The organism is Pseudomonas sp. CMR5c (assembly GCF_003850545.1).
GTDB lineage: Bacteria > Pseudomonadota > Gammaproteobacteria > Pseudomonadales > Pseudomonadaceae > Aquipseudomonas > Aquipseudomonas piscis.
Genome location: NZ_CP027705.1, coordinates 4,345,426 through 4,370,495 on the forward strand (window position 1 = coordinate 4,345,426; position 25,070 = coordinate 4,370,495).

A 25,070-nucleotide genomic window follows, 5' to 3' on the forward strand; every position below is an offset into this window, starting at 1 on the left:
CGACGGGTTTCAGGACTGGGGCTGGGCGCCTTCGAACCAGGCCAGCTTGTCGCGCAGCTGGACCACTTCGCCGACGATCACCAGGGTTGGAGCATGGACTTCGTGCTCCGCCACCAGGGCCGGCAGGTCCGCCAGGGTCCCGGTGAAGACTCGCTGGTTGCTGGTGGTGCCCTGCTGGATCAACGCCGCCGGGGTGCTGGCAGCGCGGCCGTGCTTGATCAACTGCTCGCAGATGACCGGCAGCCCCACCAGGCCCATGTAGAACACCAGGGTCTGGGCGGGCGCCACCAGATCGGCCCACGGCAGGTTGGTGGTGCCATCCTTGAGGTGACCGGTGACGAAGCGTACCGATTGCGCATAGTCGCGATGGGTCAGCGGAATCCCGGCGTAGGCCGAGCAACCACTGGCCGCGGTGATCCCCGGCACCACCTGGAAGGCGATGCCCTGGGCCGCCAGTTCCTCGATTTCTTCGCCACCACGGCCGAAGATGAACGGATCACCGCCCTTGAGCCGCACCACGCGCTTGCCTTGCCGGGCCAGGTCCACCAGTTGCTGGTTGATCTGGTCCTGGGGTACCGCATGGTCGGCACGACGCTTGCCCACATAGATGCGCTCGGCGTCACGCCGGCACAACTCGAGGATCGCCGGCGCCACCAGGCGATCGTAGAGCACCACATCGGCCTGCTGCATCAGGCGCAGGGCACGGAAGGTCAGCAGGTCCGGATCACCCGGGCCGGCCCCCACCAGGTACACCTCACCCTGGGCACTGGGCGCCTGGCCGTCGATTCGCGCTTGCAGCAGGCGCTCGGCCTCGGCCCCTTGCCCGGCCAGTTGGCGGTCGGCGACAGGCCCCTGGAATACCTCTTCCCAGAACGCCCGGCGCTGTTGCACATCCGGGAACAGGTTCTTGACCTGGGTCCGGAAGCGCGCGGCCAGGCCGGCCAGCTGGCCGTAGGTGGACGGGATCCAGGTTTCCAGCTTGGCCCGGATCAACCGCGCCAGCACCGGAGCATCGCCACCGCTGGAGACGGCGATGACCAATGGCGAACGATCGACGATAGCCGGGAAGATCACGCTGCACAGGGCTGGCGCATCCACCACGTTGACTGGCAGGCCGCGCCGATGGGCGTCGGCGGAAACCTGGGCATTGAGGGGCTGGTCGTCGGTAGCGGCGATGACCAGGGTGCAGCCGTCGAGGTCGGCCTCGACATACCCGCGCAGCAGGGACTGGCCGCCGCTGGCGACCACCAGTTCCTGCAATTGCGCTTCTATCTCAGGTGCGACCACCCGCAGCTGCGCACCGGCATCGGCCAGCAGACGGGATTTGCGCAAGGCAATCTCCCCTCCACCGACCACCAACACACGACTGCCGCGAAGCTTGTGAAACAGCGGCAGGAATTCCATTTAGCCGATGACCTCGATGCCGCCCATGTAAGGCTTGAGTACATCCGGCACGCGGATCGAACCGTCGGCCTGCTGGTAGTTCTCCAGCACCGCCACCAGGGTCCGGCCTACGGCCAGGCCGGAACCGTTGAGGGTGTGCACCAGCTCCGGCTTGCCGGTTTCCGGGTTGCGGAAACGCGCCTGCATGCGGCGGGCCTGGAAGTCGCCACAGTTGGAGCACGAGGAGATCTCGCGATACTTGTCCTGGCTCGGGATCCAGACTTCCAGGTCGTAGGTCTTGACCGCGCTGAAGCCCATGTCGCCGGTGCACAGGGCCAATACGCGATAGGGCAGTTGCAGCAACTGCAGGACTTTCTCGGCGTTGGCGGTCAGGCCCTCCAGGGCTTGCATGGAAGTGGACGGCTCCACCACCTGGACCATCTCGACCTTGTCGAACTGGTGCTGGCGGATCATGCCGCGGGTATCACGGCCGGAAGCACCGGCTTCGCTGCGGAAGCACGGGGTGTGGGCGACCAGTTTCAGCGGCAGTTGCTTGGAGTCGAGGATCTCCCCAGCAACGATATTGGTCAGCGACACTTCGGCGGTCGGAATCATGTACAGATCGGCCTCGCCTTCGCGGGTGATCTTGAACAGGTCTTCCTCGAACTTGGGCAACTGGCTGGTGCCGAACAGCGCCGGCGCCTGCACCAGGTACGGGGTGTAGGCCTCTTCGTAGCCATGCTCGCCGGTGTGCAGGTTGATCATGAACTGCGCCAGGGCGCGATGCAGGCGGGCGATAGGACCGCGCAGCAGGGCAAAACGCGCGCCCGACAGCTTGGCCGCGGTTTCAAAGTCCAGCCAGCCGTGGGTTTCACCCAGGGCCACGTGGTCCTTGATCGGGAAGTCGAAGCTGGCCGGAGTGCCCCAGCGGCGCACTTCGACGTTACCGTCCTCGTCCGCGCCGACCGGCACCGATTCGTGAGGCAGGTTGGGAATGCCGAACAGGATCGAGTCCAGCTCGCCCTGGATGCTTTCCAGCTCGGCCTTGCCGGAGCTGAGCTCGTTCCCCATGCGCTCGACATCGGCCATCAGCGGGGCGATATCTTCGCCGCGCTGCTTGGCTTGTCCGATGGACTTGGAGCGCGCGTTACGTTCGGCCTGCAGTTGCTCGGTGCGGGTCTGCACGGTCTTGCGCTGTTCTTCCAGCGCTTCGATGCGTGCCACATCCAGGGCGAAGCCGCGGGATGCCAGACGATCCGCTACGTCCTGAAGGTTGCTACGTAACAGTTTGGAATCGAGCATGTCGTTCTCTCGTTTATCAAAGTTTGGTCAGGGACAGGCCGGCCCAGGTGGCGAGCAGCCCGCCGAATACACTCAGCGCCGCATAGCCCAGGGCCAGCGCCACTTGTCCGCTTTCCAGCAGACGCACGGTATCCAGTGAAAAGGATGAAAAAGTCGTCAGCCCGCCGAGGAAACCGACGATCAATCCGGCACGCACTTCGATCGGCACTTCCGGACGGATCAGGAACAGTCCGTACAATACGCCGATCAGCAGGCAGCCCACGATATTAACGGCCAGCGTCGCGGTATAGAAGTGCCGCGGCCAATTGGCGCTGATCCAGTTGCCGGTAGCGAAGCGCAACAGGGTGCCGGCGACGCCGCCGGCCGAAACCGCGAGTATCAACGGGATCAAGGTTTTCTCCGCTGCAGGGGGCTGGCCCGGTCCAGGGCGGCCAGGTGCTTGAGCTTCTCGCCGATCTTCAATTCCAGGCCACGGGGTACCGGCTGGTAGAGAGCCAGGGGCTCCAGCGCCTCGGGGAAGTAGTCCTCGCCGGCAGCATAGGCGTCCGGCTCGTCATGGGCGTAGCGATACTCCTCGCCGTAGCCCAGTTGCTTCATCAACTTGGTCGGGGCGTTGCGCAGGTGCAACGGCACTTCCAGCGAACCGTGCTCGGCAGCGGCACGCATGGCGTTCTTGAAGCCCATGTACACTGCATTGCTCTTCGGCGCGCAGGCCAGGTAGGTGATGGCCTGGGCCACTGCCAGCTCGCCCTCGGGGCTGCCCAGCCGCTCTTGCACATCCCAGGCCGCCAGGCACAGGCTCAGGGCCCTGGGGTCGGCATTGCCGATGTCCTCGCTGGCCATGCGCACCACGCGCCGGGCGATGTACAGCGGATCGCAGCCGCCGTCGAGCATGCGGGCGAACCAGTACAGGGCGCCATCGGGATTGGACCCACGCACCGACTTGTGCAACGCGGAAATCTGGTCGTAGAACGCCTCGCCGCCCTTGTCGAAGCGCCGCCGGGTATCGCCCAGCAGGCTCTGCAGCAGGTCGGTGCCGATCTCGCCGCCGTCCTCGGCCAGGTCGGAGGCGTTCTCCAGCAGGTTGAGCATGCGCCGGCCATCGCCATCGGCGGCCGACATCAGCATCTGGAAGCCTTCGTCGCTCAGGCTCAGGTGTCGCTTGCCCAGGCCACGGTCCTCGCCCAGGGCACGCTGCACCAGCTTGCGCAGCGCCGTCTCGTCCAGGCTCTTGAGTACATAGACCCGAGCCCGGGACAGCAGCGCGTTGTTGAGTTCGAAGGAGGGGTTTTCCGTGGTGGCGCCGATGAAGATCAGAGTGCCGTCTTCCACGTAGGGCAGGAAGGCATCCTGTTGCGACTTGTTGAAACGATGCACTTCATCGACGAACAGGATGGTGCGCCGGCCATATTGCCCGGCGTGCTGCTTGGCGACCTCCACCGCCTGGCGGATCTCCTTGACCCCGGACAACACCGCCGAGACAGTCTCGAAATGCGCATCGGAAACGTCCGCCAACAGCCGCGCCAGCGTGGTCTTGCCCACGCCCGGGGGGCCCCAGAAGATCATCGAATGCAGCGCGCCCTGCTCCAGGGCTTCGCGCAACGGCTTGCCCCGGGCCAGCAAGTGCTCCTGGCCGACGTACTCGTCCAGGTTGGTGGCACGCAAGCGCGCAGCCAGCGGCTGGGCGATCGGTGCACTTCGAAACAGGTCCATGGACTTTCTTCAAACCTCGGGACGGCGACGCGGAACGGGCCGCTCCCGACGGCGCCAGGCCGCATCCTGTCGATGCGGGCCTGGACGAACGCCGCCGGGGCGCGGAAACGGCTCTTATTCCTGGATCACATCGGCACCCTTGGGGATGTCGAACTTGAACCTGGAAGCCGGGATCGACTCGTTGGCCTTGACCCCGGTGAACAGGATATTGGTACGCTGGCCGACGCTGTCGATCAACTGCATGTCGTTGATCATGCCGTTGCGAAACGACAGGCGCAGGCTGTCGAACAAGGTGTCACGGGTCTTGGGCTTGAGGACGAAGTCCATCACCCCACCGGCTTCCTTGGAGGTGATATCGAAGCTTTCGCTGATCTTCGACACATCGCCGGAGAGCAGCAGCGCCGGGGTCTGGGTCAGGCGCTGGTCGAGCTTCTTGATGGTCACCTGCTCCAGGTCAGGGTCCCAGAGCGAAACCTTCTGGCCATCGGAAACCATCAACTGCTCCTGGGGAGCATCGGTGTGCCAGTAGAACAGGCCAGGACGCTGCAGGGACATCTCGCCCGCGGTTTCCTGCAACTGGGTGCCGCTACCGTCGAGGGTCAGTTGCGAGAAGCGTGCGCTCAGGGTCTGGGACTTTTCCAGCAACTGGGTCAGGCGGGCCACATCCTTGGGATCGGCGTGGGCCGACAGGGTGGTCACGGCCAATACCGGCAGCAGCAACATGCGAATCAGGCGCATGGGATTCCTCATTCAGGTAGATGGAGCGGCGTGGCCTCACGCCGCTGATATCGAAACCGCGATCAGTCGCGCGAAGGGCCGGGAGCCAGGACTTCGCGGGAACCGTTGGTGTTCATCGCCGTCACCACCCCGGCCATTTCCATGGCCTCGATCATCCGGGCAGCGCGGTTGTAGCCAATCTTCAGCTTGCGTTGGACCGCGGAAATCGAGGCCCGGCGGCTTTCCAGCACGAACTGCACCGCTTCGTCGTAGAGCGCATCGGCTTCCGGATCATCGCCCTCGCCACCGCCGCTGCTGCCTTCGAAGCCGCTACCGGCCTCTTCGACGCCATTGAGGATGTCGTCGTTGTATTCGGGCGCGCCGCGCAGCTTCCAGGCCTCCACTACGCGATGCACTTCATCGTCGGATACGAAGGCGCCATGGACCCGGATCGGCAGGCTGGTACCGGGCGGCATGTAGAGCATGTCACCGTGGCCCAGCAGTTGCTCGGCGCCCCCTTGGTCGATGATGGTCCGCGAATCGATCTTGCTCGATACCTGGAACGCCATGCGGGTCGGGATGTTGGCCTTGATCAGGCCGGTGATCACGTCCACCGACGGCCGCTGGGTCGCCAGGATCAGGTGGATACCGGCGGCCCGGGCCTTCTGGGCGATACGGGCGATCAGCTCTTCGACCTTCTTGCCGACGATCATCATCATGTCGGCGAATTCGTCGACCACCACCACGATGGTCGGCAGCTTGGTCAGCAAAGGCGCTTCGTCGTGGATGCTCTCGCGGTTGTACAGCGGGTCGGCCAGCGGCGTGCCAGCCTCTTCCGCTTCCTTGACCTTGGCGTTGAAGCCCGAGAGGTTGCGCACGCCCATCTTGGCCATGAGCTTGTAGCGCCGCTCCATCTCGGCCACGCTCCAGCGCAGGGCGTTGGCCGCGTCCTTCATGTCGGTGACCACCGGGCACAACAAGTGCGGAATGCCCTCGTAGATCGACAGTTCGAGCATCTTCGGGTCGATCATGATCAGCTTGGCGTCTTCCGGGCCGGACTTGAACAGGATCGACAGGATCATCGCGTTGACCCCCACCGACTTACCGGAACCGGTGGTACCGGCCACCAGCAGGTGCGGCATCTTCGCCAGGTCGGTGATGATCGGCTTGCCGCCGATGTCGTGGCCCAGGGCCAGGGTCACCGGGGACTTGAAGTTGTCGTATTCCGGAGTCGAGAGCACTTCGGAGAAGCGCACTATCTGCCGGTCTTCGTTGGGAATCTCGATGCCCACGGTGGTCTTGCCGGGAATCACTTCCACCACCCGCACGCTGGTCACGGCCAGGGAACGGGCTAGGTCCTTGGCCAGGTTGGCGATCCGGCTGACCTTGACCCCGGCCGCTGGCTGGATTTCGTAACGGGTGATCACCGGCCCTGGGTGGATGGAGTCCACCGCGACCTCAACCCCGAACTCCTTGAGCTTGATCTCCAGCAAGTGGCCGACGGCCGCCAGGGACTCGGGGGAGTAGTTGAGCTGTTTCTTTTCCGCAGGGTCGAGGATCGAGATCGGCGGCAAGGTACCTTCCACCGCGCTGTCGATGAACAACGGTACCTGCTTCTCCTTCTGCACCCGCTTGCTCGGCTCCGGCGGCTTGGTGGCCACTGGCGTAATCACCGGCGGCACCTGCTTCTCGCGCTCGGACATGTGCTTGCTCAGGGCTTGCTCACGCTCGATCAGGCGCTCCTTGACCTTGGCCTGCTCGCGCTTGTCGGCGACGCTCGGCGCTACGACTTCGTCGACCCGGGCGTCCACTTCGCGCAGTTGCGCCACCAGTTGCTTGCGCTCCATGCGCTCGTCCCACCAGCGATTGGCAGCGCCATGGACCAACTCGAACAGATCGAGGGTGATCTTGCCGGTGACGTCCATGACCTTGAACCAGGACAGGTCGGTGAACACCGTCAGGCCGAACAGGAACAGGGCGATGAACATCAGGGTACTGCCCTGTATGTTCAGGGCATTCTTGGCCAGGTCGCCCAGGCTCTCGCCCAGGGCGCCGCCAGCACCGGCCGGCAGGCCCGTGGCGGCATGGAAATGGATATGCGCCAGCGCCGCGCCGGACAGCACCAGGAATACCAGGCCGATCAGGCGCCAGGAAAACAGCCAGCCACTCCACTGCCAGGGCTCATGGCGCTGGCGGAAGATCTGGTAGGTCTTGATCGCCAGCAACAGCGGGAAGATATAGGCGAAGTAACCCAGCACCATGAACAACATGTCGGCGCTGTAGGAACCGGCGGGACCACCGAAGTTCTGCACGTCCTCGATCTTGCTGTTATGACTCCAACCCGGATCGTCCTTGCCATAGGTCAAAAGCGCCATCATCAAGAACAGGCACAAGGCTCCGATGGCGATCAGCGCACCTTCCTTGAGCCGGTAGTGCAACTGTTGACGCCAGAGCGGAACAACGGGTTTGGGTGCTGCGGTGGATTTCTTCAAAACGCGTCTTTTCCTGCGCCAAGGGCGCGTCCAACGGGTGATTGACTACAAATACTGCTCAATCCGAGCAGGTAAATAAAGTTGACCGGCGTAACTGGGGCTACTTTTAACATTCAGTCACTTGCTTCTGAAACAGTGCAATTGCGAATAAACCCGCCATAACGCCACATTGTACGGGTTTGTTCACTCCATGCCACGCCAGGAAGGCTCGCCGGGCATCGTTTCCTGCCTGTCATACGCTGTTCAATTGGAGCATGCATTCTCTTTGCTGACAAAGGCTTATGAGGTGTTTTTATGAACGACGCGAAGCATTCACGCCTGATCATCCTGGGCTCCGGCCCTGCTGGCTACAGCGCCGCGGTCTACGCCGCCCGGGCCAACCTCAAACCGACCGTGATCACCGGCCTGCAGGCCGGCGGCCAACTGACCACCACCACGGAAGTGGACAACTGGCCTGGCGATGTCGAAGGCCTGACCGGCCCCGTGCTGATGGAACGCATGCAGAAACACGCCGAGCGCTTCGACACCCAGATCGTCTATGACCACATTCACACCGCTCAGTTGCAGCAACGGCCTTTTGTCCTGGTCGGCGACAGCGGCAGCTATAGCTGCGACGCGCTGATCATCGCCACCGGGGCATCGGCGCAGTACCTGGGCCTGCCCTCCGAGGAAGCCTTCTCCGGCAAGGGCGTTTCGGCTTGCGCGACCTGCGACGGTTTTTTTTATCGCAACCAGGTAGTGGCGGTGATCGGCGGCGGCAACACCGCGGTAGAGGAAGCCCTGTACCTGTCGAACATCGCTCGGGAGGTGCACCTGGTGCATCGCCGCGACAAGCTCCGGGCGGAGAAGATCCTCCAGGACAAGCTGTTCGACAAAGCGGCCAATGGCAACATCCGCCTGCACTGGAACCAGCATCTGGATGAAGTACTCGGCGATGCCAGCGGAGTCACGGGCGCGCGCTTGAGGGACAGCCAGACCGGCACCACCACCGACCTGGCGCTGTCCGGGGTATTCATCGCCATCGGTCACAAGCCCAACACCGACCTGTTCCAGGGCCAACTGCAGATGCGCGACGGCTACCTGCTGGTCAAGGGCGGCAGCGAAGGCGACGTCACCGCCACCGACATCCCCGGAGTGTTCGCCGCTGGCGATGTGGCTGACCACGTCTACCGCCAGGCCGTAACTTCCGCCGGGGCCGGTTGCATGGCTGCCCTGGACGCGGAAAAATTCCTCGACGACAACTAGGGTCTCGCCCTAGGCTTGTGGTAGGTCGCCTGACGGCCTGCCACCGCCCTCCCCTGCCGCAAGTCTGGATGCCATGCTGACCTGGTTACAACGCAACAATCTTGATTTCCCCCCCTGGAAAAAGCCATGCGCGAGCCCAACGGCCTGTTGGCTGCAGGGGGCGATCTGTCGGCCGAGCGCCTGGTCCAGGCCTACCGCCACGGCTGCTTTCCCTGGTTTTCCGAGGGCCAGCCAATCCTCTGGTGGTCGCCGGATCCGCGCACCGTGTTGTTTCCGAACGAACTGCATGTATCCCGCAGCCTGGCCAAGCTCCTGCGCCAGCAGCGCTACCAGGTCACGTTCGACCAAGACTTCGCCGCGGTCATCAGCGCCTGCGCGGCCCCCCGGACCTATGCCGATGGCACCTGGATCAGCGAGGCGATGCAGAACGCCTACCTGCAACTGCACCAGCGTGGCCATGCCCATTCGGTGGAGGTCTGGGACCAGGGAGTGCTGGTAGGCGGGCTTTACGGACTGGCCATGGGACAGCTGTTCTTCGGCGAATCGATGTTCAGCCGCGCCGACAATGCATCGAAGTTCGGTTTCGCCACACTGGTGGAGCGACTGAAGGACTGGGGTTTCGTCCTGATCGACTGCCAGATGCCCACCGACCATCTGCATAGCCTGGGTGCCCGTGCCATCACCCGCAGGGAATTTTCCGATTACCTGCAACGCCACCTGGACCAGCCGAGCCGCGCCACATGGGTTTCCTAGGCGGGTTTGGCGGGGGTGGCTTACACTTAGATCCAAAGCTTATCCCGAGGGTTGACTCATGACCGAGTTGGCGCGCCTGAAGTTTTATGCCACTCAACCCCATTCTTGCAGCTACCTGCCCGGCGAACAGGCCACCACCCTGTTCCTCGATCCCAGCCAGCCCATGGATGTGCATGTCTATGCGGATCTGTCGGAAATGGGCTTTCGCCGCAGCGGTGATCATCTGTACCGGCCCCATTGCCAAAACTGCAACGCTTGTGTGCCGGCGCGCATCCCGGCAGCGCAGTTCCTGCCCAATCGCCAGCAAAAACGCATCCTCAAGCGCAACAGCGACCTGACCGTGCAAGCGGCCAAACCCAGTTTCAGCGAAGAATATTTCGACCTGTACCAGCGCTACATCGAGCAACGCCACGCCGATGGCGACATGTTCCCCCCCAGTCGCGATCAATTCTCGACTTTCCTGGTCCGCGACCTGCCTTTCTCGCGCTTCTATGAGTTTCGTCTCGAAGGCCGCTTGCTGGCCGTAGCCGTCACCGATCTGCTGCCCAATGGCCTGTCGGCGGTCTACACCTTCTATGAACCCGACGAAGAACGCCGCAGCCTTGGGCGCTACGCGATCCTCTGGCAGATCGGCGAAACCCTGCGCCTGGGCCTTGACGCGGTCTATCTCGGCTATTGGATCAAGAACTGCAAAAAGATGAATTACAAGACTCAATACCGCCCCATCGAGCTTCTGATCAACCAGCGCTGGGTGCTCCTGAACTAGAAGGTCTTGGCTTGAACCCCACTTTTCGGGCACAATGCACGCCGCTTTTGCCTGGCGCAGTTGCACCGGGCCATTAACTGGACACCGAGGGCTTTACTGCATGTCGAAAGAAGACAGCTTCGAAATGGAAGGCACTGTCGTCGACACCCTGCCCAACACCATGTTTCGCGTGGAGTTGGAAAATGGGCACGTCGTAACCGCGCACATCTCCGGCAAGATGCGCAAGAACTACATTCGTATTCTTACCGGTGACAAGGTGCGCGTCGAGCTGACGCCCTATGACTTGAGCAAAGGGCGTATCACTTACCGCGCTCGCTAAGTAAGTCAATACAAGACGCCCGGCCAAGCCGGGCGTTTTTGTTGGCGCCTGAAAAACCTGCCCGCAGGTTTCAACATCCATTCTCCAGATAGCACAAAGGCACCTTGCGGTGCCTTTGGCATTTCTACGAGACGAACTCTATCAGGCCATTTCCGCCGTGGTCTCGAAATCGAAGGTCAGCTCGCCATCCTTGATGTCGATGTGCACCACACCGCCATGGTCGGACAACTCGCCGAACAGGATCTCTTCGGCCAACGGACGCTTGATCTTGTCCTGGATCAGCCGCGCCATCGGACGGGCCCCCATGGCTACGTCGTAGCCACCGGCGGCCAGCCAGCTGCGGGCGGCATCGGTCACTTCCAGCTGCACGCGCTTGTCTTCCAACTGCGCCTGAAGCTCGGTAAGGAACTTGTCCACCACGCTCTTGATCACTTCATGGCTCAAGCGACCGAACTGGATAATGGTATCCAGGCGGTTGCGGAACTCCGGCGTGAAGCTCTTCTTGATCACTTCCATGGCATCGGAAGAGTGATCCTGATGAGTGAAACCGATGGAGGCTCGCGCCGCGGTTTCAGCACCGGCGTTGGTGGTCATGATGATGATCACGTTGCGGAAATCCGCCTTGCGCCCGTTGTTGTCGGTCAGGGTTCCGTGATCCATCACCTGCAGGAGCAGGTTGAAGACTTCCGGGTGGGCCTTCTCGATTTCATCGAGCAGCAGCACGCAGTGCGGTTGCTTGGTGATCGCCTCGGTAAGTAGCCCGCCCTGGTCGAAACCGACATAACCGGGAGGCGCACCGATCAGGCGCGAAACGGTATGCCGCTCCATGTACTCGGACATGTCGAAGCGCACCAGTTCGATCCCCATGGCCTTGGCCAGTTGCCGAGCCGCTTCGGTCTTGCCGACACCGGTAGGGCCGGCGAACAGGAAGGAACCGACTGGCTTGTCCGGCGACTTCAGGCCCGCGCGGGACAGCTTGATAGCGGTAGCCAACGAGTCGATCGCCGCATCCTGGCCGAACACCGTCAGCTTGAGGTCACGCTCGAGGTTGCGCAGCAACTCCTTGTCGGAACTGGTGACATGCTTCGGCGGAATACGGGCAATCTTCGCCACGATATCTTCGACCTGCGCCACTTCGATGCGCTTGACGCGTTTCTCGGCCGGCTGCAGGCGCTGGAAGGCGCCCGCTTCGTCGATGACGTCGATGGCCTTGTCAGGCATATGCCGGTCATTGATATAGCGCGAGGCCAATTCCGCCGCGGCACGCAAGGCTTCGTCGCTGTATTCGATGCCGTGGTGCTGCTCGAAGCGCGCCTTGAGCCCGCGCAGGATCCCGATGGTGTCCTCGACCGAAGGCTCGGTGACGTCGACCTTCTGGAAGCGCCGGGCCAGGGCCCGATCCTTCTCGAAAATCCCACGGAATTCCTGGAAAGTGGTCGAGCCGATGCAACGGATGTCACCGGAAGAAAGCAGCGGCTTGAGCAGGTTGGAGGCGTCCATCACCCCACCGGACGCCGCACCGGCACCGATGATGGTATGGATCTCGTCGATGAACAGGATCGCCTGCGGACGCTTCTTCAGCTCGCCCAGAAGCGCCTTGAAGCGCTTCTCGAAGTCGCCACGGTACTTGGTACCTGCGAGCAGGGCGCCCAGATCCAGGGAATACACCACGCTGTTGATCAGCAGGTCTGGCACCTGGTTGTCGACGATACGCTTGGCCAGGCCTTCGGCAATCGCGGTCTTGCCCACCCCTGCCTCACCCACCAGCAGCGGGTTGTTCTTGCGCCGGCGAGCCAGGATCTGCGCCACGCGCTCGACCTCATGCTCACGCCCGACCAACGGGTCGATGCGTCCCTGACGGGCCAGTTCATTGAGATTGCTGGCATAGGCATCCAGAGGATTGCCCGAAGAAGACGGCTCACCACCCTCCTCGTCCTGCATTTCCTGCTCACCCTCGGAATGGTCGCCATGCCCGGGCACCTTGGAGATGCCATGGGCGATATAGTTGACCACGTCGATGCGGGCAACGCTCTGCTGCTTGAGCAGGAACACTGCCTGGCTCTCCTGCTCGCTGAAGATCGCTACCAGTACGTTGGCACCGGTAACTTCACGCTTGCCCGAACTCTGCACATGAAATACCGCGCGCTGCAGCACCCGCTGGAAACCCAGGGTTGGCTGAGTCTCGCGATCTTCATCGTGTACAGGAATCAATGGCGTAGTGGAGTCGATGAACTCCTGCAGGTCATGCTTGAGCTTGTCGAGGTTCGCTCCGCAGGCACGGAGAACAGTGGCAGCGGCCTCATTATCCAATAGAGCCAACAGGAGGTGCTCGACGGTCATGAACTCATGACGCTTCGAACGGGCCTCCTTGAAGGCGAGATTGAGGGTGACTTCGAGCTCGCGGTTTAACATAGCTTCACCTCATACCCAAGTGGTCGGCGTTAACCGTCCTTCTCGATTTCACAGAGTAGCGGATGCTGGCTTTCCCTGGCGTACTGGTTGACCTGCATGGCCTTGGTCTCGGCGATGTCGCGGGTAAACAATCCACACACTGCCCGCCCTTCGGTATGGACGGCCAGCATGACCTTGGTCGCCAGCTCGCGATTCAGGTTAAAAAACATCTCGAGCACTTCGACGACGAAATCCATCGGGGTGTAGTCATCGTTGAACAAAACCACCTTGTACATCGGCGGCGCCTGAAGCGCAGGCTTGGCCTCCTGTACCGCCAAGCCAGCGGAATCGTCGTCGTGCAAGTCCGGGCGATCCTGATTGAATGTTAGTCGAATCTGGCTGATTGCATGCATGGAAAGAAGGTTCGTCAGTTGTGCAAATACAGTGGTGGGGGCGCCCTGGGGGGAATTCAACTCCGACCGCCGGGTCACCTTGACTATCGGCAAAACGGTGTTACAACCAATAGGGCCCACATTGGGTAATAAACGTCCACGGCGTCAACCTTTTTACCAAGTTTGGCGGTGGATGAACTGGATGATACTCCAGTGATGGAGTCTGTTGCAGAGGGATATGAGTATGGCTAGCGGTAAGGTCAAGTGGTTCAACAATGCCAAGGGTTACGGCTTTATTAATGAGGAGGGCAAGAGCGACGATCTCTTCGCCCACTACTCGGCCATCGAAATGGATGGCTACAAGACCTTGAAAGCCGGGCAGGCCGTGAGCTTCGAGATCATCCAAGGACCCAAGGGGCTGCATGCGGTCAAGATAAGCTCCTTGAAGGCGCCCGGAGAAATCCTTGCCGCCGAGGCCCAGCACGAAAGCGCCTTGAGCTGATTTACCCAACATCCAGTCATAAAAAAACCGGCCGATTCAAGGGATTGAATCGGCCGGTTCGTTTTGCTCGCAGCGTGGCTTACATGTGCGAGATCAGCGCATCACCGAAGGCCGAGGAAGACAGCAGGGTCGCACCGTCCATCAGGCGCTCGAAGTCATATGTCACGGTCTTGGCCGAGATCGCGCCGTTGGTACCCTTGATGATCAGGTCCGCCGCTTCGGTCCAGCCCATGTGGCGCAGCATCATCTCGGCCGAGAGGATCAGCGAGCCCGGGTTGACCTGGTCCTTGCCGGCATACTTGGGCGCAGTACCGTGGGTGGCTTCGAACATGGCCACGGTGTCGGACAGGTTGGCGCCTGGAGCGATACCGATGCCACCGACTTCCGCCGCCAGGGCGTCGGACAGGTAGTCACCGTTGAGGTTGAGGGTGGCGATCACATCGTATTCGGCCGGGCGCAGCAGGATCTGCTGGAGCATGGCGTCGGCGATGGCATCCTTGACGATGACGTTCTTGCCGGTTTTCGGGTTCTTGAACTGCATCCACGGGCCACCGTCCAGCAGGGTCGCGCCGAACTCCTCGGCCGCCACTTCATAGGCCCACTCCTTGAAGGCACCTTCGGTGAACTTCATGATGTTGCCCTTGTGCACGATGGTCAGCGAGTCACGATCGTTATCCACCACGTATTGCAGCGCCTTGCGCGCCAGACGCTTGGTGCCCTGCAGGGAGACCGGCTTGACGCCGATGCCGCAGTTTTCATCGAAACGGATCTTGGTGACACCCATTTCCTCTTTAAGGAACTTGATCACCTTGGTGGCTTCTGCCGAGCCGGCTTTCCACTCGATACCGGCGTAGATGTCCTCGGAGTTCTCGCGGAAGATGGTCATGTCCACATCGCCAGGCTTCTTCACCGGGCTGGGCACGCCTTCGAACCAGCGCACCGGACGCAGGCACACATACAGGTCCAGTTGCTGGCGCAGCGCCACGTTCAGGGAGCGGATGCCGCCACCGACCGGAGTGGTCAGCGGGCCCTTGATGGAAACCACGTAATCCTTCACCGCGTCCAGGGTTTCCTGGGGAAGCCAGGTGTCCTGGTCGTACACTTGAGTCGCTTTTTCCCCGGCATACACTTCCATCCAGGAAATCTTGCGTTCGCCGCCGTAGGCTTTTTTCACTGCAGCATCGACAACCTTGATCATGACCGGGCTGATATCAACACCAATACCGTCGCCTTCGATGAAAGGGATAATCGGGTTGTTAGGAACATTGAGAGAATGGTCTGCATTGACGGTGATTTTGTCGCCGACTGCTGGAACCTGAATCTTCTTGTATCCCATGCTGAACTCCGTTGTGTGGATTGAACATCTGGCTGCATTCGAGCGTAACCCAGTTGTATCTGGACGGGAACCTCATGTTCCACCCGGATGCCGTGAAAGCGTTGCAATTCGCGGCATACAAGCCTGAAAGCAAAGGGAAAAGTGCCAAATTCGAGCACTGGCGACGACTCTACGCCGCCACCTTGCCTGCGACCTTTAGACCAATGGACGAGCGACCATGCATATGAAGCACCGGCGTTTTGCTAGCCACCTATGTATAATGCCGCCGCTGACCACAGAGTCACGACGGCCGAACGCTCTGCAACCGGAAAAAGACTAGCCGAGACTGGCCGCACGAAGCCGGGTTGTTACCGCAACCCACCCGCTTGACGCTCGACTGATGCACCCAACATCACCGCGAAGAAACCTCGACATTCGGCTCATGGATGACCTTTGAACGAAAGCGCTTTACCCGGCGCACCTCGAGTTTCTGCGCACGCTTTAGCAAAGAAGAGAGTTAATCCGAATATGCCCACCCGCTCGAAGATCATCTACACCTTCACCGACGAAGCACCCGCCCTCGCCACCTATTCCCTGCTGCCTATCGTAGAAGCCTTCACCGCTTCGGCTGATATCGCCGTGGAAACCCGCGACATCTCCCTGGCCGGACGCATCCTCGCCAGCTTCCCCGAGCAGTTGGGCAGCAAAGCCGTGCCGGACCACCTCGCCGAACTGGGCGAGCTGGCGGTCACCCCGCAAGCCAACATCATCAAGCTGCCGAACATCAGCGCCTCGGTACCGCAGCTGCAGGCCGCGATCAAAGAGCTCCAAGCCCAGGGCTACGCCCTGCCGGACTACCCGGAAAACGCCACCACCGACGCCGAGAAAGACGCCAAGGCCCGTTACGACAAGGTCAAGGGCAGCGCCGTGAACCCGGTCCTGCGTGAAGGCAACTCCGACCGCCGCGCTCCGCTGTCGGTCAAGAACTACGCACGCAAGCACCCGCACAAGATGGGCAGCTGGGCCCAGGACTCCAAGTCCCACGTGGCCCACATGAGCAACGGCGACTTCTACGGCAGCGAGAAGGCCGCACTGATCGAAGCCGCAGACAGCGTCAAGATCGAGTTGATCGCCCAGGACGGCACCGCCACCGTCCTGAAGGAAAAGACCAGCGTACAAGCCGGTGAGATCCTCGACTGCGCCGTAATGAGCAAGAAGGCCCTGCGCGCCTTCATCGCCGCCGAAATCGAAGACGCCAAGGCAAAGGGCGTACTGCTGTCGGTCCACCTGAAAGCCACCATGATGAAGGTCTCCGACCCGATCATGTTCGGTCAGATCGTTGCCGAGTTCTACCAGGACGCCCTGGCCAAGCACGCCCAAGTGCTGCAGGAAATCGGCTTCAACCTGAACAACGGCATCGGCGACCTGTACGCCCGCATCAAGGCCCTGCCAGCCGAGCAGCAAGCTGCGATCGAGGCTGACATCCAGGCCGTCTACGCCGCTCGCCCTGCCCTGGCCATGGTCAACTCCGACAAGGGCATCACCAACCTGCACGTACCGAGCGACGTGATCGTCGACGCCTCGATGCCGGCCATGATCCGCGACTCCGGCAAGATGTGGGGCACCGATGGCCAGCTGCACGACACCAAGGCGGTGATTCCGGATCGCTGCTACGCCACCATCTACCAGGCCGTGATTGAAGACTGCAAAGCCAATGGCGCCTTCGATCCGACCACCATGGGCAGCGTGCCGAACGTTGGCCTGATGGCGAAAAAAGCCGAAGAGTACGGCTCCCACGACAAGACCTTCCAGATCAAGGCCGACGGGGTGGTACGCGTTACCGACAGCAAGGGCAACCTGCTGCTGGAACAGAAAGTCGAGGCCGGCGATATCTTCCGCATGTGCCAGACCAAGGACGCGCCGATCCAGGACTGGGTCAAGCTGGCCGTCAACCGCGCCCGTGCCAGCAGCACCCCGGCGATCTTCTGGCTCGACCCGATGCGCGCCCACGACGGCGTGATGATCGAAAAGGTCCAGGCCTACCTGAAGGACCACGACACCAGCGACCTGGACATCCGCATCATGTCGCCGGTCGAAGCCATGAAGTTCACCCTGGCCCGCACCCGCGACGGCAAGGACACCATCTCGGTGACCGGTAACGTACTGCGCGACTACCTGACCGACCTGTTCCCGATCATGGAACTGGGCACCAGCGCCAAGATGCTGTCGATCGTGCCGCTGATGAACGGTGGCGGCCTGTTCGAGACCGGTGCCGGCGGTTCCGCTCCGAAGCACGTGCAACAGCTGCTGGAAGAGAACTTCCTGCGCTGGGACTCCCTGGGTGAGTTCCTGGCCCTGGCCGCCTCCCTGGAACACCTGGGCAACACCTACGACAACGCCAAGGCCCTGGTCCTGGCCAAGACCCTGGACCAGGCCACCGGCCAGTTCCTGGACAACAACAAGTCGCCATCGCGCAAAGTCGGCAACATCGACAACCGCGGCAGCCACTTCTACCTGGCGCTGTACTGGGCCCAGGCCCTGGCAGCCCAGACCGAGGACGCAGCACTGCAAGCGCAGTTCGCTCCTCTGGCCAAGGCCCTGACCGAGAACGAAGCGACCATCGTCGCCGAGCTCAATAGCGTACAAGGCAAGCCAGTGGACATCGGCGGCTACTACGCAGCCAACCCTGAGCTGGTGAGCAAGGCCATGCGCCCGAGCGCCACCCTCAACGCGGCTATCGCTGCGCTGGCTTAAGCCATACCGCTGTAACGCAAACCCCGGCCCCCGTGCCGGGGTTTGTGTTTTCTGTACAACCCCTTGCTTGCGACAAGGGGCCGCGATGGGCCAGGCGAAGCGCCCGACCTTCATCGCGAGCAAGCTTCGCTCCTACAGGCACGGGTGTTCGTTTTATGATGATCGCCCCACTCAAGACAGGGCCCTACCTATGGAATGGCAACCTCACATCACCGTCGCCACTATCGTCGAGGACCAGGGACGCTTCCTGTTCGTCGAGGAGTTCCAGGGCGAACAGGCCGTGCTCAACCAGCCCGCCGGACACCTCGACGCGAATGAAAGCCTGCTGCAGGCAGCCGTGCGCGAAACCCTTGAAGAAACCGGTTGGGACGTGGAATTGACCGGCGTAGTGGGCATCTACCTCTACACCGCCCCCAGCAACGGCGTGACCTACCAGCGCGTGTGCTTCGCCGCCAGGCCGCTGCGCCACCATCCCGACTACCCACTGGACCACGGCATCATCGGCCCACGCTGGCTGACCCGCGAGCAATTGCTGGAGCAGCGCCCCCAGTGGCGCAGCGAGCTGGTCCTGCAGTGCCTGGACGATTACCTGGCTGGCCAGCCCCACAGCCTGGCACTGATCCGTCCGTCGCTTTGATCGCAGTTTCCCCCTTGCAGGCGTCAGCCTGTTAGAATCCCGTCCTTTTTCCAGACACCCGTTGAATTCCTATGCGTGATCCAGCCCCTTCTGACACCCAAAAGAAGCGCGTCATTGTCGGCATGTCCGGCGGCGTGGATTCTTCCGTTTCCGCCCTCCTGCTGATGGAGCAGGGTTACCAGGTGGAAGGCCTGTTCATGAAGAACTGGGAGGAAGACGACGGAACCGAATACTGCACCGCCATGGACGACCTGGCCGACGCCCAGGCCGTCTGCGACAAGCTGGGCATCAAGCTGCACACCGCCAACTTCGCCGCCGAGTACTGGGACAACGTGTTCGAGCACTTCCTGGAGGAGTACAAGGCTGGCCGCACGCCGAACCCGGACATCCTGTGCAACCGGGAGATCAAGTTCAAGGCGTTCCTGGACTACGCCATGATGCTCGGCGCCGACCTGATCGCCACCGGCCACTATGTGCGTCGCCGTGATATCGACGGCCGCACCGAATTGCTCAAGGGCCTGGACCCGAACAAGGACCAGAGCTACTTCCTGCATGCAGTGGGCGGCGAGCAGATCGCCAAGACCCTGTTCCCGGTGGGCGAACTGGAAAAACCCGAAGTACGCGCCATTGCCGAGAAACATGACCTGGCCACCGCCAAGAAAAAGGACTCCACCGGCATCTGCTTCATCGGTGAACGACGCTTCAGCGACTTCCTCAAGCAGTACCTGCCGGCCCAGCCCGGCGAGATTAGGACCACCGAGGGCGAAGTCATCGGCCGCCATCACGGCCTGATGTACCACACCATCGGCCAGCGCCAGGGCCTGGGCATCGGTGGCCTGAAGGACGCTGGCGACGAGCCGTGGTACGTGCTGGTCAAGGACCTGGAGCACAACGAGCTGATCGTCGGCCAGGGCAATGACCACCCCTGGCTGTTCTCTCGTGCCCTGCTGGCCTCGGAGATCTATTGGGTCAACCCCGTCGATCTCAGCCAGCCTCGGCGCCTGACCGCCAAGGTACGCTACCGCCAGGGCGACCAGCCCTGCACCCTGGAAAAGACCGCCAACGGCTACCGCGCGACCTTCGACGACCCGCAACGCGCCGTGACCCCCGGCCAGTCCGTGGTGTTCTATGACGGTGAAATCTGCCTCGGAGGCGGCGTCATCGAAGTCGCCGAGCCCTGGACCAGCAAGGACCAGCGCCCATGAGCCCGATCCAGGAGCAATTGACGGCACTGGGCGGGGTGTTCCTGGCCGCGGTACTGGTGGACCGGATCGCCAAGACCGGCCAAGTCAGCGAAGCCGCCCTGAGCTGCATGCTCGGCAGCCTGCTGATCCGCGACCCCAAGGACACCCTGGAAGTCTATGGCGGCGACGATCTGAACCTGCGTGAAGGCTACCGAGCCCTGATCGGCGCCCTGGAGCGCGACCCCAGCTCGCTGCAACGCGAGCCGTTGCGCTACGCCCTGTCGATGCTCGGCCTGGAACGCCAGTTGGCCAAGCGTGGCGACATGCTCGATACCATCGGCAAGCGCCTGCCGCAGATCCAGTCCCAGGTGGAGCACTTCGGCCCAGCCCATGAAAACGTGATCGCCGCTTGCGGCGGGCTGTACCAGGACACCCTGAGCACCCTGCGCCAGCGCATCCAGGTCCATGGCGACATGCGCAACCTGCAGCAGCCGAGCAACGCCTCGAAGATCCGCGCCCTGCTCCTGGCCGGTATCCGCTCGGCACGCCTGTGGCGGCAGCTGGGCGGCCATCGCTGGCAGCTGGTACTGAGCCGGCGCAAACTGCTCAAAGAACTCTACCCCCTGATGCGCAGCCACTGAGCTGCGCTCGCCCAAGCGCTTTTTTCAAGAGCTGCGCGTAAGACGCTGGTCAGTTGGCAACGGACCGGCGGATATTTTCATGTATGATACGCGCCCCATTTCGTTGCCCGACTGTCCGAGAACACCCCATGCAGCTCTCTTCGCTCACTGCGGTTTCCCCTGTTGACGGCCGCTACGCCGGCAAAACCCAGGCCCTGCGGCCCATTTTCAGCGAATACGGCCTGATCCGTTTCCGCGCCCTGGTCGAGGTGCGCTGGCTCCAGCGCCTGGCCGCCCACCCGCAAATCGCTGAAGTGCCGGCCTTCTCCGCCGACGCCAACGCCCTGCTCAACAGCCTGGCCGACGACTTCGCCCTCGAGCACGCCGAGCGCGTCAAGGAAATCGAGCGCACCACCAACCACGACGTCAAGGCCATCGAATACCTGCTCAAGGAGCAAGCCGCCAAGCTCCCTGAGCTGGCCAAGGTCAGCGAATTCATCCACTTCGCCTGCACCAGCGAGGACATCAACAACCTGTCCCACGCCCTGATGCTGCGCGAAGGCCGCGACAGCGTGCTGCTGCCACTGATGCGCCAGATCGCCGAGTCGATCCGCGAACTGGCCCACCGCTTCGCCGACGTGCCGATGCTCTCGCGCACCCACGGCCAGCCAGCCTCCCCGACCACTCTGGGCAAGGAGCTGGCCAACGTGGTGTACCGCCTGGAGCGCCAGATCGCCCAGGTTGCCGCCGTACCGCTGCTGGGCAAGATCAACGGCGCCGTGGGCAACTACAACGCCCACCTGTCGGCCTACTCGGACATCGACTGGGAAGCCAACGCCCGCGCCTTCATCGAAGATGAGCTGGGCCTGGCCTTCAACCCCTACACCACGCAGATCGAGCCGCATGACTACATCGCCGAGCTGTTCGACGCCATCGCCCGCTTCAACACCATCCTGATCGACTTCGACCGGGATATCTGGGGCTACATTTCCCTGGGCTACTTCAAGCAGAAGACCATTGCCGGCGAAATCGGCTCCTCGACCATGCCGCACAAGGTCAACCCGATCGACTTCGAGAACTCCGAAGGCAATCTGGGCATCGCCAACGCATTGTTCCAGCACCTGGCCAGCAAACTGCCGATTTCCCGCTGGCAGCGCGACCTGACCGACTCCACCGTGCTGCGCAATCTGGGCGTCGGCTTCGCCCACAGCGTGATCGCCTACGAAGCCAGCCTCAAGGGAATCGGCAAGCTGGAGCTCAACGCCCAGAAGATCGCCGACGACCTGGACGCCTGCTGGGAAGTACTGGCCGAGCCGATCCAGACCGTGATGCGTCGCTACAACATCGAAAACCCGTACGAAAAACTCAAGGAACTGACACGCGGCAAGGGCATCAGCCCAGAAGCGCTGCAGACTTTCATCGACGGGCTGGACATGCCAGCGGCCGCCAAGGCCGAGCTGAAGCAGCTCACCCCGGCCAGCTACATCGGCAACGCCGCGGCCCAGGCAAAACGCATCTGACGCGCGGCCTGACCTTCTGACGCCCGGCCGCGCCGGGCGTTTTTATTCCTGCTAGAAAAATACATTTTTTCAATAGGTTACACATGAATCCTGATACTCCTCTGCAACTTCTGGGCGGCCTCACCGCGCGGGAATTCCTGCGTGACTACTGGCAGAAGAAACCGCTGCTGGTGCGCCAGGCCATGCCTGACTTCCAAAGCCCGATCGATGCCGACGAACTGGCCGGCCTGGCCCTGGAAGAAGAAGTCGAGTCGCGCCTGGTAATCGAAAACGGCGAGCGCCCCTGGGAGCTGCGTCGCGGCCCCTTCGCCGAGGACGAGTTCAGCAAGCTGCCCGAGCGCGACTGGACCCTGCTGGTACAGGCGGTGGATCAGTTCGTGCCGGAAGTCGCCGAGCTGCTGGAACATTTCCGCTTCCTGCCCAGCTGGCGTATCGACGACGTGATGATCAGCTTCGCCGCCCCTGGCGGTAACGTCGGCCCGCACTTCGACAACTACGACGTGTTCCTGCTGCAGGGCCACGGCAAGCGCAACTGGAAGATCGGCCAGATGTGCGACGCTGAAAGCCCGCTGCTGCAGCACGCGGACCTGCGCATCCTCGCCGAATTCGAAGAAACCGAAAGCTGGGTCCTGGAACCCGGAGACATGCTGTACCTGCCGCCACGCCTGGCCCACTACGGCATCGCGGTCAACGACTGCATGACCTACTCGGTAGGCTTCCGCGCACCGAGCGCCGCCGAAGTGCTGACCCACTTCACCGACTTCCTCAGCCAGTTCCTGCCAGACGAAGAGCGCTATACCGACGCTGACGCACAACCGGTCGCCGATCCGCACCAGATCCAGCACGATGCCCTCGACCGCCTCAAGGGCCTGCTGGCCGAACACATGGGCGATGAGCGCCTGCTGCTGACCTGGTTCGGCCAGTTCATGACCGAGCCGCGCTATCCGGAGCTGGTGGCAGGCCCGGAAGCGATGGAAGAAGACGAACTGCTGGACAGCCTGGAACAGGGCGCGGTGTTGATTCGCAACCCGAGCGCACGCCTGGCCTGGTCCGAGGTGGATGAAGACTTGTTACTGTTTGCCAGCGGCCAAAGCCGGTTGCTTCCCGGTAAACTGCGCGAACTGTTGAAAATGATTTGCGCCGCCGATGCGCTGCACATCGACAACCTCGGCCCCTGGCTGGCGGATGACGACGGGCGCGGCCTGCTGTGCGAACTGGTCAAGCAAGGGAGCCTGGGATTTGCCGATGAATAAGATTCACGTACGTGTCGCAGACTGGCAAAAGGATAACGCCGAGATCCGGCGCATTCGTGAAGCGGTATTCATTGCCGAACAATCGGTCCCACCCGAGCTGGAGTGGGATTCCGACGATAACGGCGCCGTGCACTTCCTGGCTTTCGAGGGCGACTTCGCCATCGGCACCGCGCGCCTGCTGCCCGACGGCCACGTCGGCCGGGTCTCGGTACTCAAGGACTGGCGCGGCCTGAAAGTCGGCGACGCGCTGATGCGCGCCGTCATCGATGAAGCCGAGAAACGCGGCCTCAAGCAGCAGATGCTCAGCGCCCAGGTCCAGGCCACGCCGTTCTACGAGCGCCTGGGCTTCTCCATCGTCAGCGAGGAATTCCTCGAAGCGGGCATCCCCCACGTCGACATGGTGCGTGGCGCCTGACAGCCCACTCACCCCAGCGTGCAACAGACGCCCCGCCACCCCCTGCGCCTCGAGGCCAGGACCAGGATGGCGGGGCGTTTTGCCGTCCAGGATTCAACTTGCCCCACCCCGGGCCGACAAAGTGTCAAACTCAAGGCCTTACGCCAGCTATTCGCGGAGATAACGGATATGTCCCTACGCACCCTGCTCACGACACTGCTGCTGACCTTCAGCTGTTCGGTCTTCGCCGCCAGCGAAATCGTGCCCCTGAACAACCGCACCAGCGCCGACCTGCTGCCGGTGGCACAGAACTTCCTCGGCAAGGACGGCAAGGTCAGCGCGTACGGCAACCAGTTGATCGTCAACGCCGAGCCGGGCCGCATCGCCGAGCTGCGCGCCTTCATCGCCCAGCTCGACACCCCGGCCAGGCGCCTGCTGATCACCGTCGACACCAACGAGAACAACTTCCAGGGCAACCAGGGCTACACGGTCGCCGGTGCGCCGCAGGCTCGCATCATCAACCGCAGCACCGAAAGCCGTGACGGCGGCATCCAGCAGGTCCAGGCCAGCGAAGGCGTGCCGGCACTGATCCAGGTCGGCCAGAGCATACCCCTGACCACCACCCAGACGGACTCCTACGGCCGCCTGCAGAACCAGACCCAGTATCGCAACGTCACCCAAGGCTTCTACGTGACAGCAAGCGTCACCGGCGAGACCGTGCACCTGAGCATCAGCACCAACCGTGACCGCATGAGCCAGGAACGTCCCGATGTAGTGAACGTGCAAAGTACCGACACAACGGTCAGCGGACGGCTGGGCGAGTGGATCACCCTGGCTGGCGTCAATCGCCAGACCCAGGCCGACAAACAGGGCCTGGGCCGCAGCTACTCGACCCAGGGCCGGGATGACATGACCTTGCGGGTCAAGGTCGACACCTTGGACCAAGGCACCGAAAACTGACTGATTAGTCGTATTAGACCAAAGATGTAGTGCATCAAAAAAAGCACTACAAAACATTTGACGAGCCAAAAAACCGCGGGCATGATGGCCTCGCTCCCGCTAATCAGGGGCCCTGGCAAGGGCCTTCGGATCGCTGCTCTAACCCACCCACCTGAGCCGATTCGTGTCTGTACCGCCCACAAGGCGCGTTTGACGAGATTGCGACTGGAACGAAGTTGTCCCGAGGGACGGAAGCGTAATTAGGTAGATCGGCAACACACTGAAGGATCGCATAAAGGCCCACGACGCCCGGACGCACCCTGCAGCTGGCCTCCACCTGCTCACTTCCCCTCGAGCCCATCGTTCACCCGTCGCCATCGCGCCAGACCGACTTGAGTATCCAGCCCCTGGTCAGCGAACAGCCTTCTACGCACTTTTTCAGGACCTGCGTAATCGGCGGAGCAGGAATTTTCCACCAA

At 62.2% G+C, this 25,070-nt stretch carries 21 protein-coding genes and 1 pseudogene; 13 read left to right on the forward strand and 9 right to left on the reverse strand.

Annotated features, from left to right (window positions below; genetic code table 11):
• Positions 1-9 precede the first annotated feature (9 nt).
• The 6 genes from cysG to C4K40_RS19940 form a co-directional block, all read right to left on the reverse strand.
• On the reverse strand, positions 10-1,404 hold the full coding sequence (gene cysG / locus C4K40_RS19915; protein ID WP_022639624.1) for a siroheme synthase CysG: 1,395 nt from the start codon (positions 1,402-1,404) through the stop codon (positions 10-12).
• Entirely contained in the window at positions 1,405-2,685 is a 1,281-nt protein-coding gene (gene serS, locus C4K40_RS19920; protein WP_053136610.1) for a serine--tRNA ligase, read from the reverse strand.
• Between the two features lie 16 nt (positions 2,686-2,701).
• Positions 2,702-3,076, reverse strand: coding sequence for a fluoride efflux transporter CrcB (gene crcB / locus C4K40_RS19925; protein WP_022639626.1), 375 nt, complete (start codon positions 3,074-3,076; stop codon positions 2,702-2,704).
• Positions 3,073-4,398, reverse strand: coding sequence for a replication-associated recombination protein A (locus tag C4K40_RS19930; protein WP_022639627.1), 1,326 nt, complete (start codon positions 4,396-4,398; stop codon positions 3,073-3,075). The genes crcB and C4K40_RS19930 overlap by 4 nt, the downstream gene beginning before the upstream one ends.
• Positions 4,399-4,512: 114 nt before the next feature.
• On the reverse strand, positions 4,513-5,136 hold the full coding sequence (lolA, locus tag C4K40_RS19935) for an outer membrane lipoprotein chaperone LolA (RefSeq protein ID WP_022639628.1): 624 nt from the start codon (positions 5,134-5,136) through the stop codon (positions 4,513-4,515).
• A gap of 62 nt (positions 5,137-5,198) precedes the next feature.
• The gene (locus tag C4K40_RS19940; RefSeq protein WP_031320136.1) at positions 5,199-7,607 is read right to left on the reverse strand and encodes a DNA translocase FtsK; all 2,409 of its coding nucleotides are present in this window, start codon (positions 7,605-7,607) and stop codon (positions 5,199-5,201) included.
• 294 nt (positions 7,608-7,901) lie between these two features.
• Here C4K40_RS19940 and trxB point away from each other — a divergent pair, with 294 nt between their 5' ends.
• The 4 genes and pseudogenes from trxB to infA all read left to right on the forward strand — a co-directional run bounded on the left by trxB (position 7,902) and on the right by infA (position 10,690).
• Positions 7,902-8,852, forward strand: coding sequence for a thioredoxin-disulfide reductase (gene trxB / locus C4K40_RS19945; RefSeq protein ID WP_053136613.1), 951 nt, complete (start codon positions 7,902-7,904; stop codon positions 8,850-8,852).
• Positions 8,853-8,925: 73 nt separating this feature from the next.
• Positions 8,926-9,605: pseudogene (aat, locus tag C4K40_RS19950) on the forward strand (leucyl/phenylalanyl-tRNA--protein transferase).
• A gap of 58 nt (positions 9,606-9,663) precedes the next feature.
• Entirely contained in the window at positions 9,664-10,371 is a 708-nt protein-coding gene (locus tag C4K40_RS19955) for an arginyltransferase (protein WP_053136616.1), read from the forward strand.
• A 100-nt stretch (positions 10,372-10,471) separates the two neighbouring features.
• Positions 10,472-10,690, forward strand: coding sequence for a translation initiation factor IF-1 (gene infA / locus C4K40_RS19960; protein ID WP_002553999.1), 219 nt, complete (start codon positions 10,472-10,474; stop codon positions 10,688-10,690).
• Between the two features lie 141 nt (positions 10,691-10,831).
• On the opposite strand, the gene clpA is transcribed toward infA, so the two are convergent.
• Both clpA and clpS read right to left on the reverse strand, forming a co-directional pair.
• Entirely contained in the window at positions 10,832-13,102 is a 2,271-nt protein-coding gene (gene clpA / locus C4K40_RS19965; protein WP_053136619.1) for an ATP-dependent Clp protease ATP-binding subunit ClpA, read from the reverse strand.
• Between the two features lie 29 nt (positions 13,103-13,131).
• Positions 13,132-13,494, reverse strand: a complete 363-nt coding sequence (gene clpS, locus C4K40_RS19970; RefSeq protein ID WP_011062173.1) for an ATP-dependent Clp protease adapter ClpS — start codon at positions 13,492-13,494, stop codon at positions 13,132-13,134.
• Between the two features lie 223 nt (positions 13,495-13,717).
• Between clpS and cspD the strand changes: the two genes are divergently transcribed.
• Positions 13,718-13,975: a cold shock domain-containing protein CspD gene (cspD, locus tag C4K40_RS19975; protein ID WP_031320140.1), complete on the forward strand. Its 258-nt coding sequence runs from the start codon at positions 13,718-13,720 to the stop codon at positions 13,973-13,975.
• Positions 13,976-14,054: 79 nt separating this feature from the next.
• Here cspD and icd read toward each other — a convergent pair whose 3' ends face one another.
• Positions 14,055-15,311: an NADP-dependent isocitrate dehydrogenase gene (gene icd, locus C4K40_RS19980; protein ID WP_011062175.1), complete on the reverse strand. Its 1,257-nt coding sequence runs from the start codon at positions 15,309-15,311 to the stop codon at positions 14,055-14,057.
• A gap of 507 nt (positions 15,312-15,818) precedes the next feature.
• Here icd and C4K40_RS19990 point away from each other — a divergent pair.
• The 8 genes from C4K40_RS19990 to C4K40_RS20025 all read left to right on the forward strand — a co-directional run bounded on the left by C4K40_RS19990 (position 15,819) and on the right by C4K40_RS20025 (position 24,612).
• Positions 15,819-18,044, forward strand: coding sequence for an NADP-dependent isocitrate dehydrogenase (locus C4K40_RS19990; RefSeq protein ID WP_053136622.1), 2,226 nt, complete (start codon positions 15,819-15,821; stop codon positions 18,042-18,044).
• Positions 18,045-18,234: 190 nt separating this feature from the next.
• Positions 18,235-18,681: an NUDIX hydrolase gene (locus tag C4K40_RS19995; protein ID WP_022639637.1), complete on the forward strand. Its 447-nt coding sequence runs from the start codon at positions 18,235-18,237 to the stop codon at positions 18,679-18,681.
• A gap of 71 nt (positions 18,682-18,752) precedes the next feature.
• Positions 18,753-19,886: a tRNA 2-thiouridine(34) synthase MnmA gene (mnmA, locus tag C4K40_RS20000; RefSeq protein ID WP_031320144.1), complete on the forward strand. Its 1,134-nt coding sequence runs from the start codon at positions 18,753-18,755 to the stop codon at positions 19,884-19,886.
• Positions 19,883-20,506 carry a high frequency lysogenization protein HflD gene (gene hflD, locus C4K40_RS20005; protein WP_022639639.1) on the forward strand — a complete coding sequence of 208 codons (624 nt, stop codon included), beginning with the start codon at positions 19,883-19,885 and terminating at the stop codon, positions 20,504-20,506. The genes mnmA and hflD overlap by 4 nt, the downstream gene beginning before the upstream one ends.
• A gap of 128 nt (positions 20,507-20,634) precedes the next feature.
• Positions 20,635-22,005 (forward strand): adenylosuccinate lyase, encoded by a 1,371-nt coding sequence (gene purB, locus C4K40_RS20010; RefSeq protein WP_022639640.1) that lies wholly within the window; start codon positions 20,635-20,637, stop codon positions 22,003-22,005.
• Between the two features lie 83 nt (positions 22,006-22,088).
• Entirely contained in the window at positions 22,089-23,258 is a 1,170-nt protein-coding gene (locus C4K40_RS20015; RefSeq protein ID WP_053136625.1) for a cupin domain-containing protein, read from the forward strand.
• Entirely contained in the window at positions 23,251-23,673 is a 423-nt protein-coding gene (locus tag C4K40_RS20020; RefSeq protein WP_022639642.1) for a GNAT family N-acetyltransferase, read from the forward strand. The genes C4K40_RS20015 and C4K40_RS20020 overlap by 8 nt, the downstream gene beginning before the upstream one ends.
• A gap of 168 nt (positions 23,674-23,841) precedes the next feature.
• On the forward strand, positions 23,842-24,612 hold the full coding sequence (locus C4K40_RS20025; RefSeq protein WP_053136628.1) for a secretin N-terminal domain-containing protein: 771 nt from the start codon (positions 23,842-23,844) through the stop codon (positions 24,610-24,612).
• Positions 24,613-25,070 lie beyond the last annotated feature (458 nt).

What these genes read in the sequence shown, in the direction of transcription:
- cysG (WP_022639624.1), bottom strand. Translation starts at nt 1,404, where the DNA reads ATGGAATTCCTGCCGCTGTTTCACAAGCTTCGCGGCAGTCGTGTGTTG.
- serS (WP_053136610.1), bottom strand. Translation starts at nt 2,685, where the DNA reads ATGCTCGATTCCAAACTGTTACGTAGCAACCTTCAGGACGTAGCGGAT.
- C4K40_RS19930 (WP_022639627.1), bottom strand. Translation starts at nt 4,398, where the DNA reads ATGGACCTGTTTCGAAGTGCACCGATCGCCCAGCCGCTGGCTGCGCGC.
- lolA (WP_022639628.1), bottom strand. Translation starts at nt 5,136, where the DNA reads ATGCGCCTGATTCGCATGTTGCTGCTGCCGGTATTGGCCGTGACCACC.
- trxB (WP_053136613.1), top strand. Translation starts at nt 7,902, where the DNA reads ATGAACGACGCGAAGCATTCACGCCTGATCATCCTGGGCTCCGGCCCT.
- C4K40_RS19955 (WP_053136616.1), top strand. Translation starts at nt 9,664, where the DNA reads ATGACCGAGTTGGCGCGCCTGAAGTTTTATGCCACTCAACCCCATTCT.
- infA (WP_002553999.1), top strand. Translation starts at nt 10,472, where the DNA reads ATGTCGAAAGAAGACAGCTTCGAAATGGAAGGCACTGTCGTCGACACC.
- clpA (WP_053136619.1), bottom strand. Translation starts at nt 13,102, where the DNA reads ATGTTAAACCGCGAGCTCGAAGTCACCCTCAATCTCGCCTTCAAGGAG.
- clpS (WP_011062173.1), bottom strand. Translation starts at nt 13,494, where the DNA reads ATGCATGCAATCAGCCAGATTCGACTAACATTCAATCAGGATCGCCCG.
- cspD (WP_031320140.1), top strand. Translation starts at nt 13,718, where the DNA reads ATGGCTAGCGGTAAGGTCAAGTGGTTCAACAATGCCAAGGGTTACGGC.
- icd (WP_011062175.1), bottom strand. Translation starts at nt 15,311, where the DNA reads ATGGGATACAAGAAGATTCAGGTTCCAGCAGTCGGCGACAAAATCACC.
- C4K40_RS19990 (WP_053136622.1), top strand. Translation starts at nt 15,819, where the DNA reads ATGCCCACCCGCTCGAAGATCATCTACACCTTCACCGACGAAGCACCC.
- C4K40_RS19995 (WP_022639637.1), top strand. Translation starts at nt 18,235, where the DNA reads ATGGAATGGCAACCTCACATCACCGTCGCCACTATCGTCGAGGACCAG.
- mnmA (WP_031320144.1), top strand. Translation starts at nt 18,753, where the DNA reads ATGCGTGATCCAGCCCCTTCTGACACCCAAAAGAAGCGCGTCATTGTC.
- hflD (WP_022639639.1), top strand. Translation starts at nt 19,883, where the DNA reads ATGAGCCCGATCCAGGAGCAATTGACGGCACTGGGCGGGGTGTTCCTG.
- purB (WP_022639640.1), top strand. Translation starts at nt 20,635, where the DNA reads ATGCAGCTCTCTTCGCTCACTGCGGTTTCCCCTGTTGACGGCCGCTAC.
- C4K40_RS20015 (WP_053136625.1), top strand. Translation starts at nt 22,089, where the DNA reads ATGAATCCTGATACTCCTCTGCAACTTCTGGGCGGCCTCACCGCGCGG.
- C4K40_RS20020 (WP_022639642.1), top strand. Translation starts at nt 23,251, where the DNA reads ATGAATAAGATTCACGTACGTGTCGCAGACTGGCAAAAGGATAACGCC.
- C4K40_RS20025 (WP_053136628.1), top strand. Translation starts at nt 23,842, where the DNA reads ATGTCCCTACGCACCCTGCTCACGACACTGCTGCTGACCTTCAGCTGT.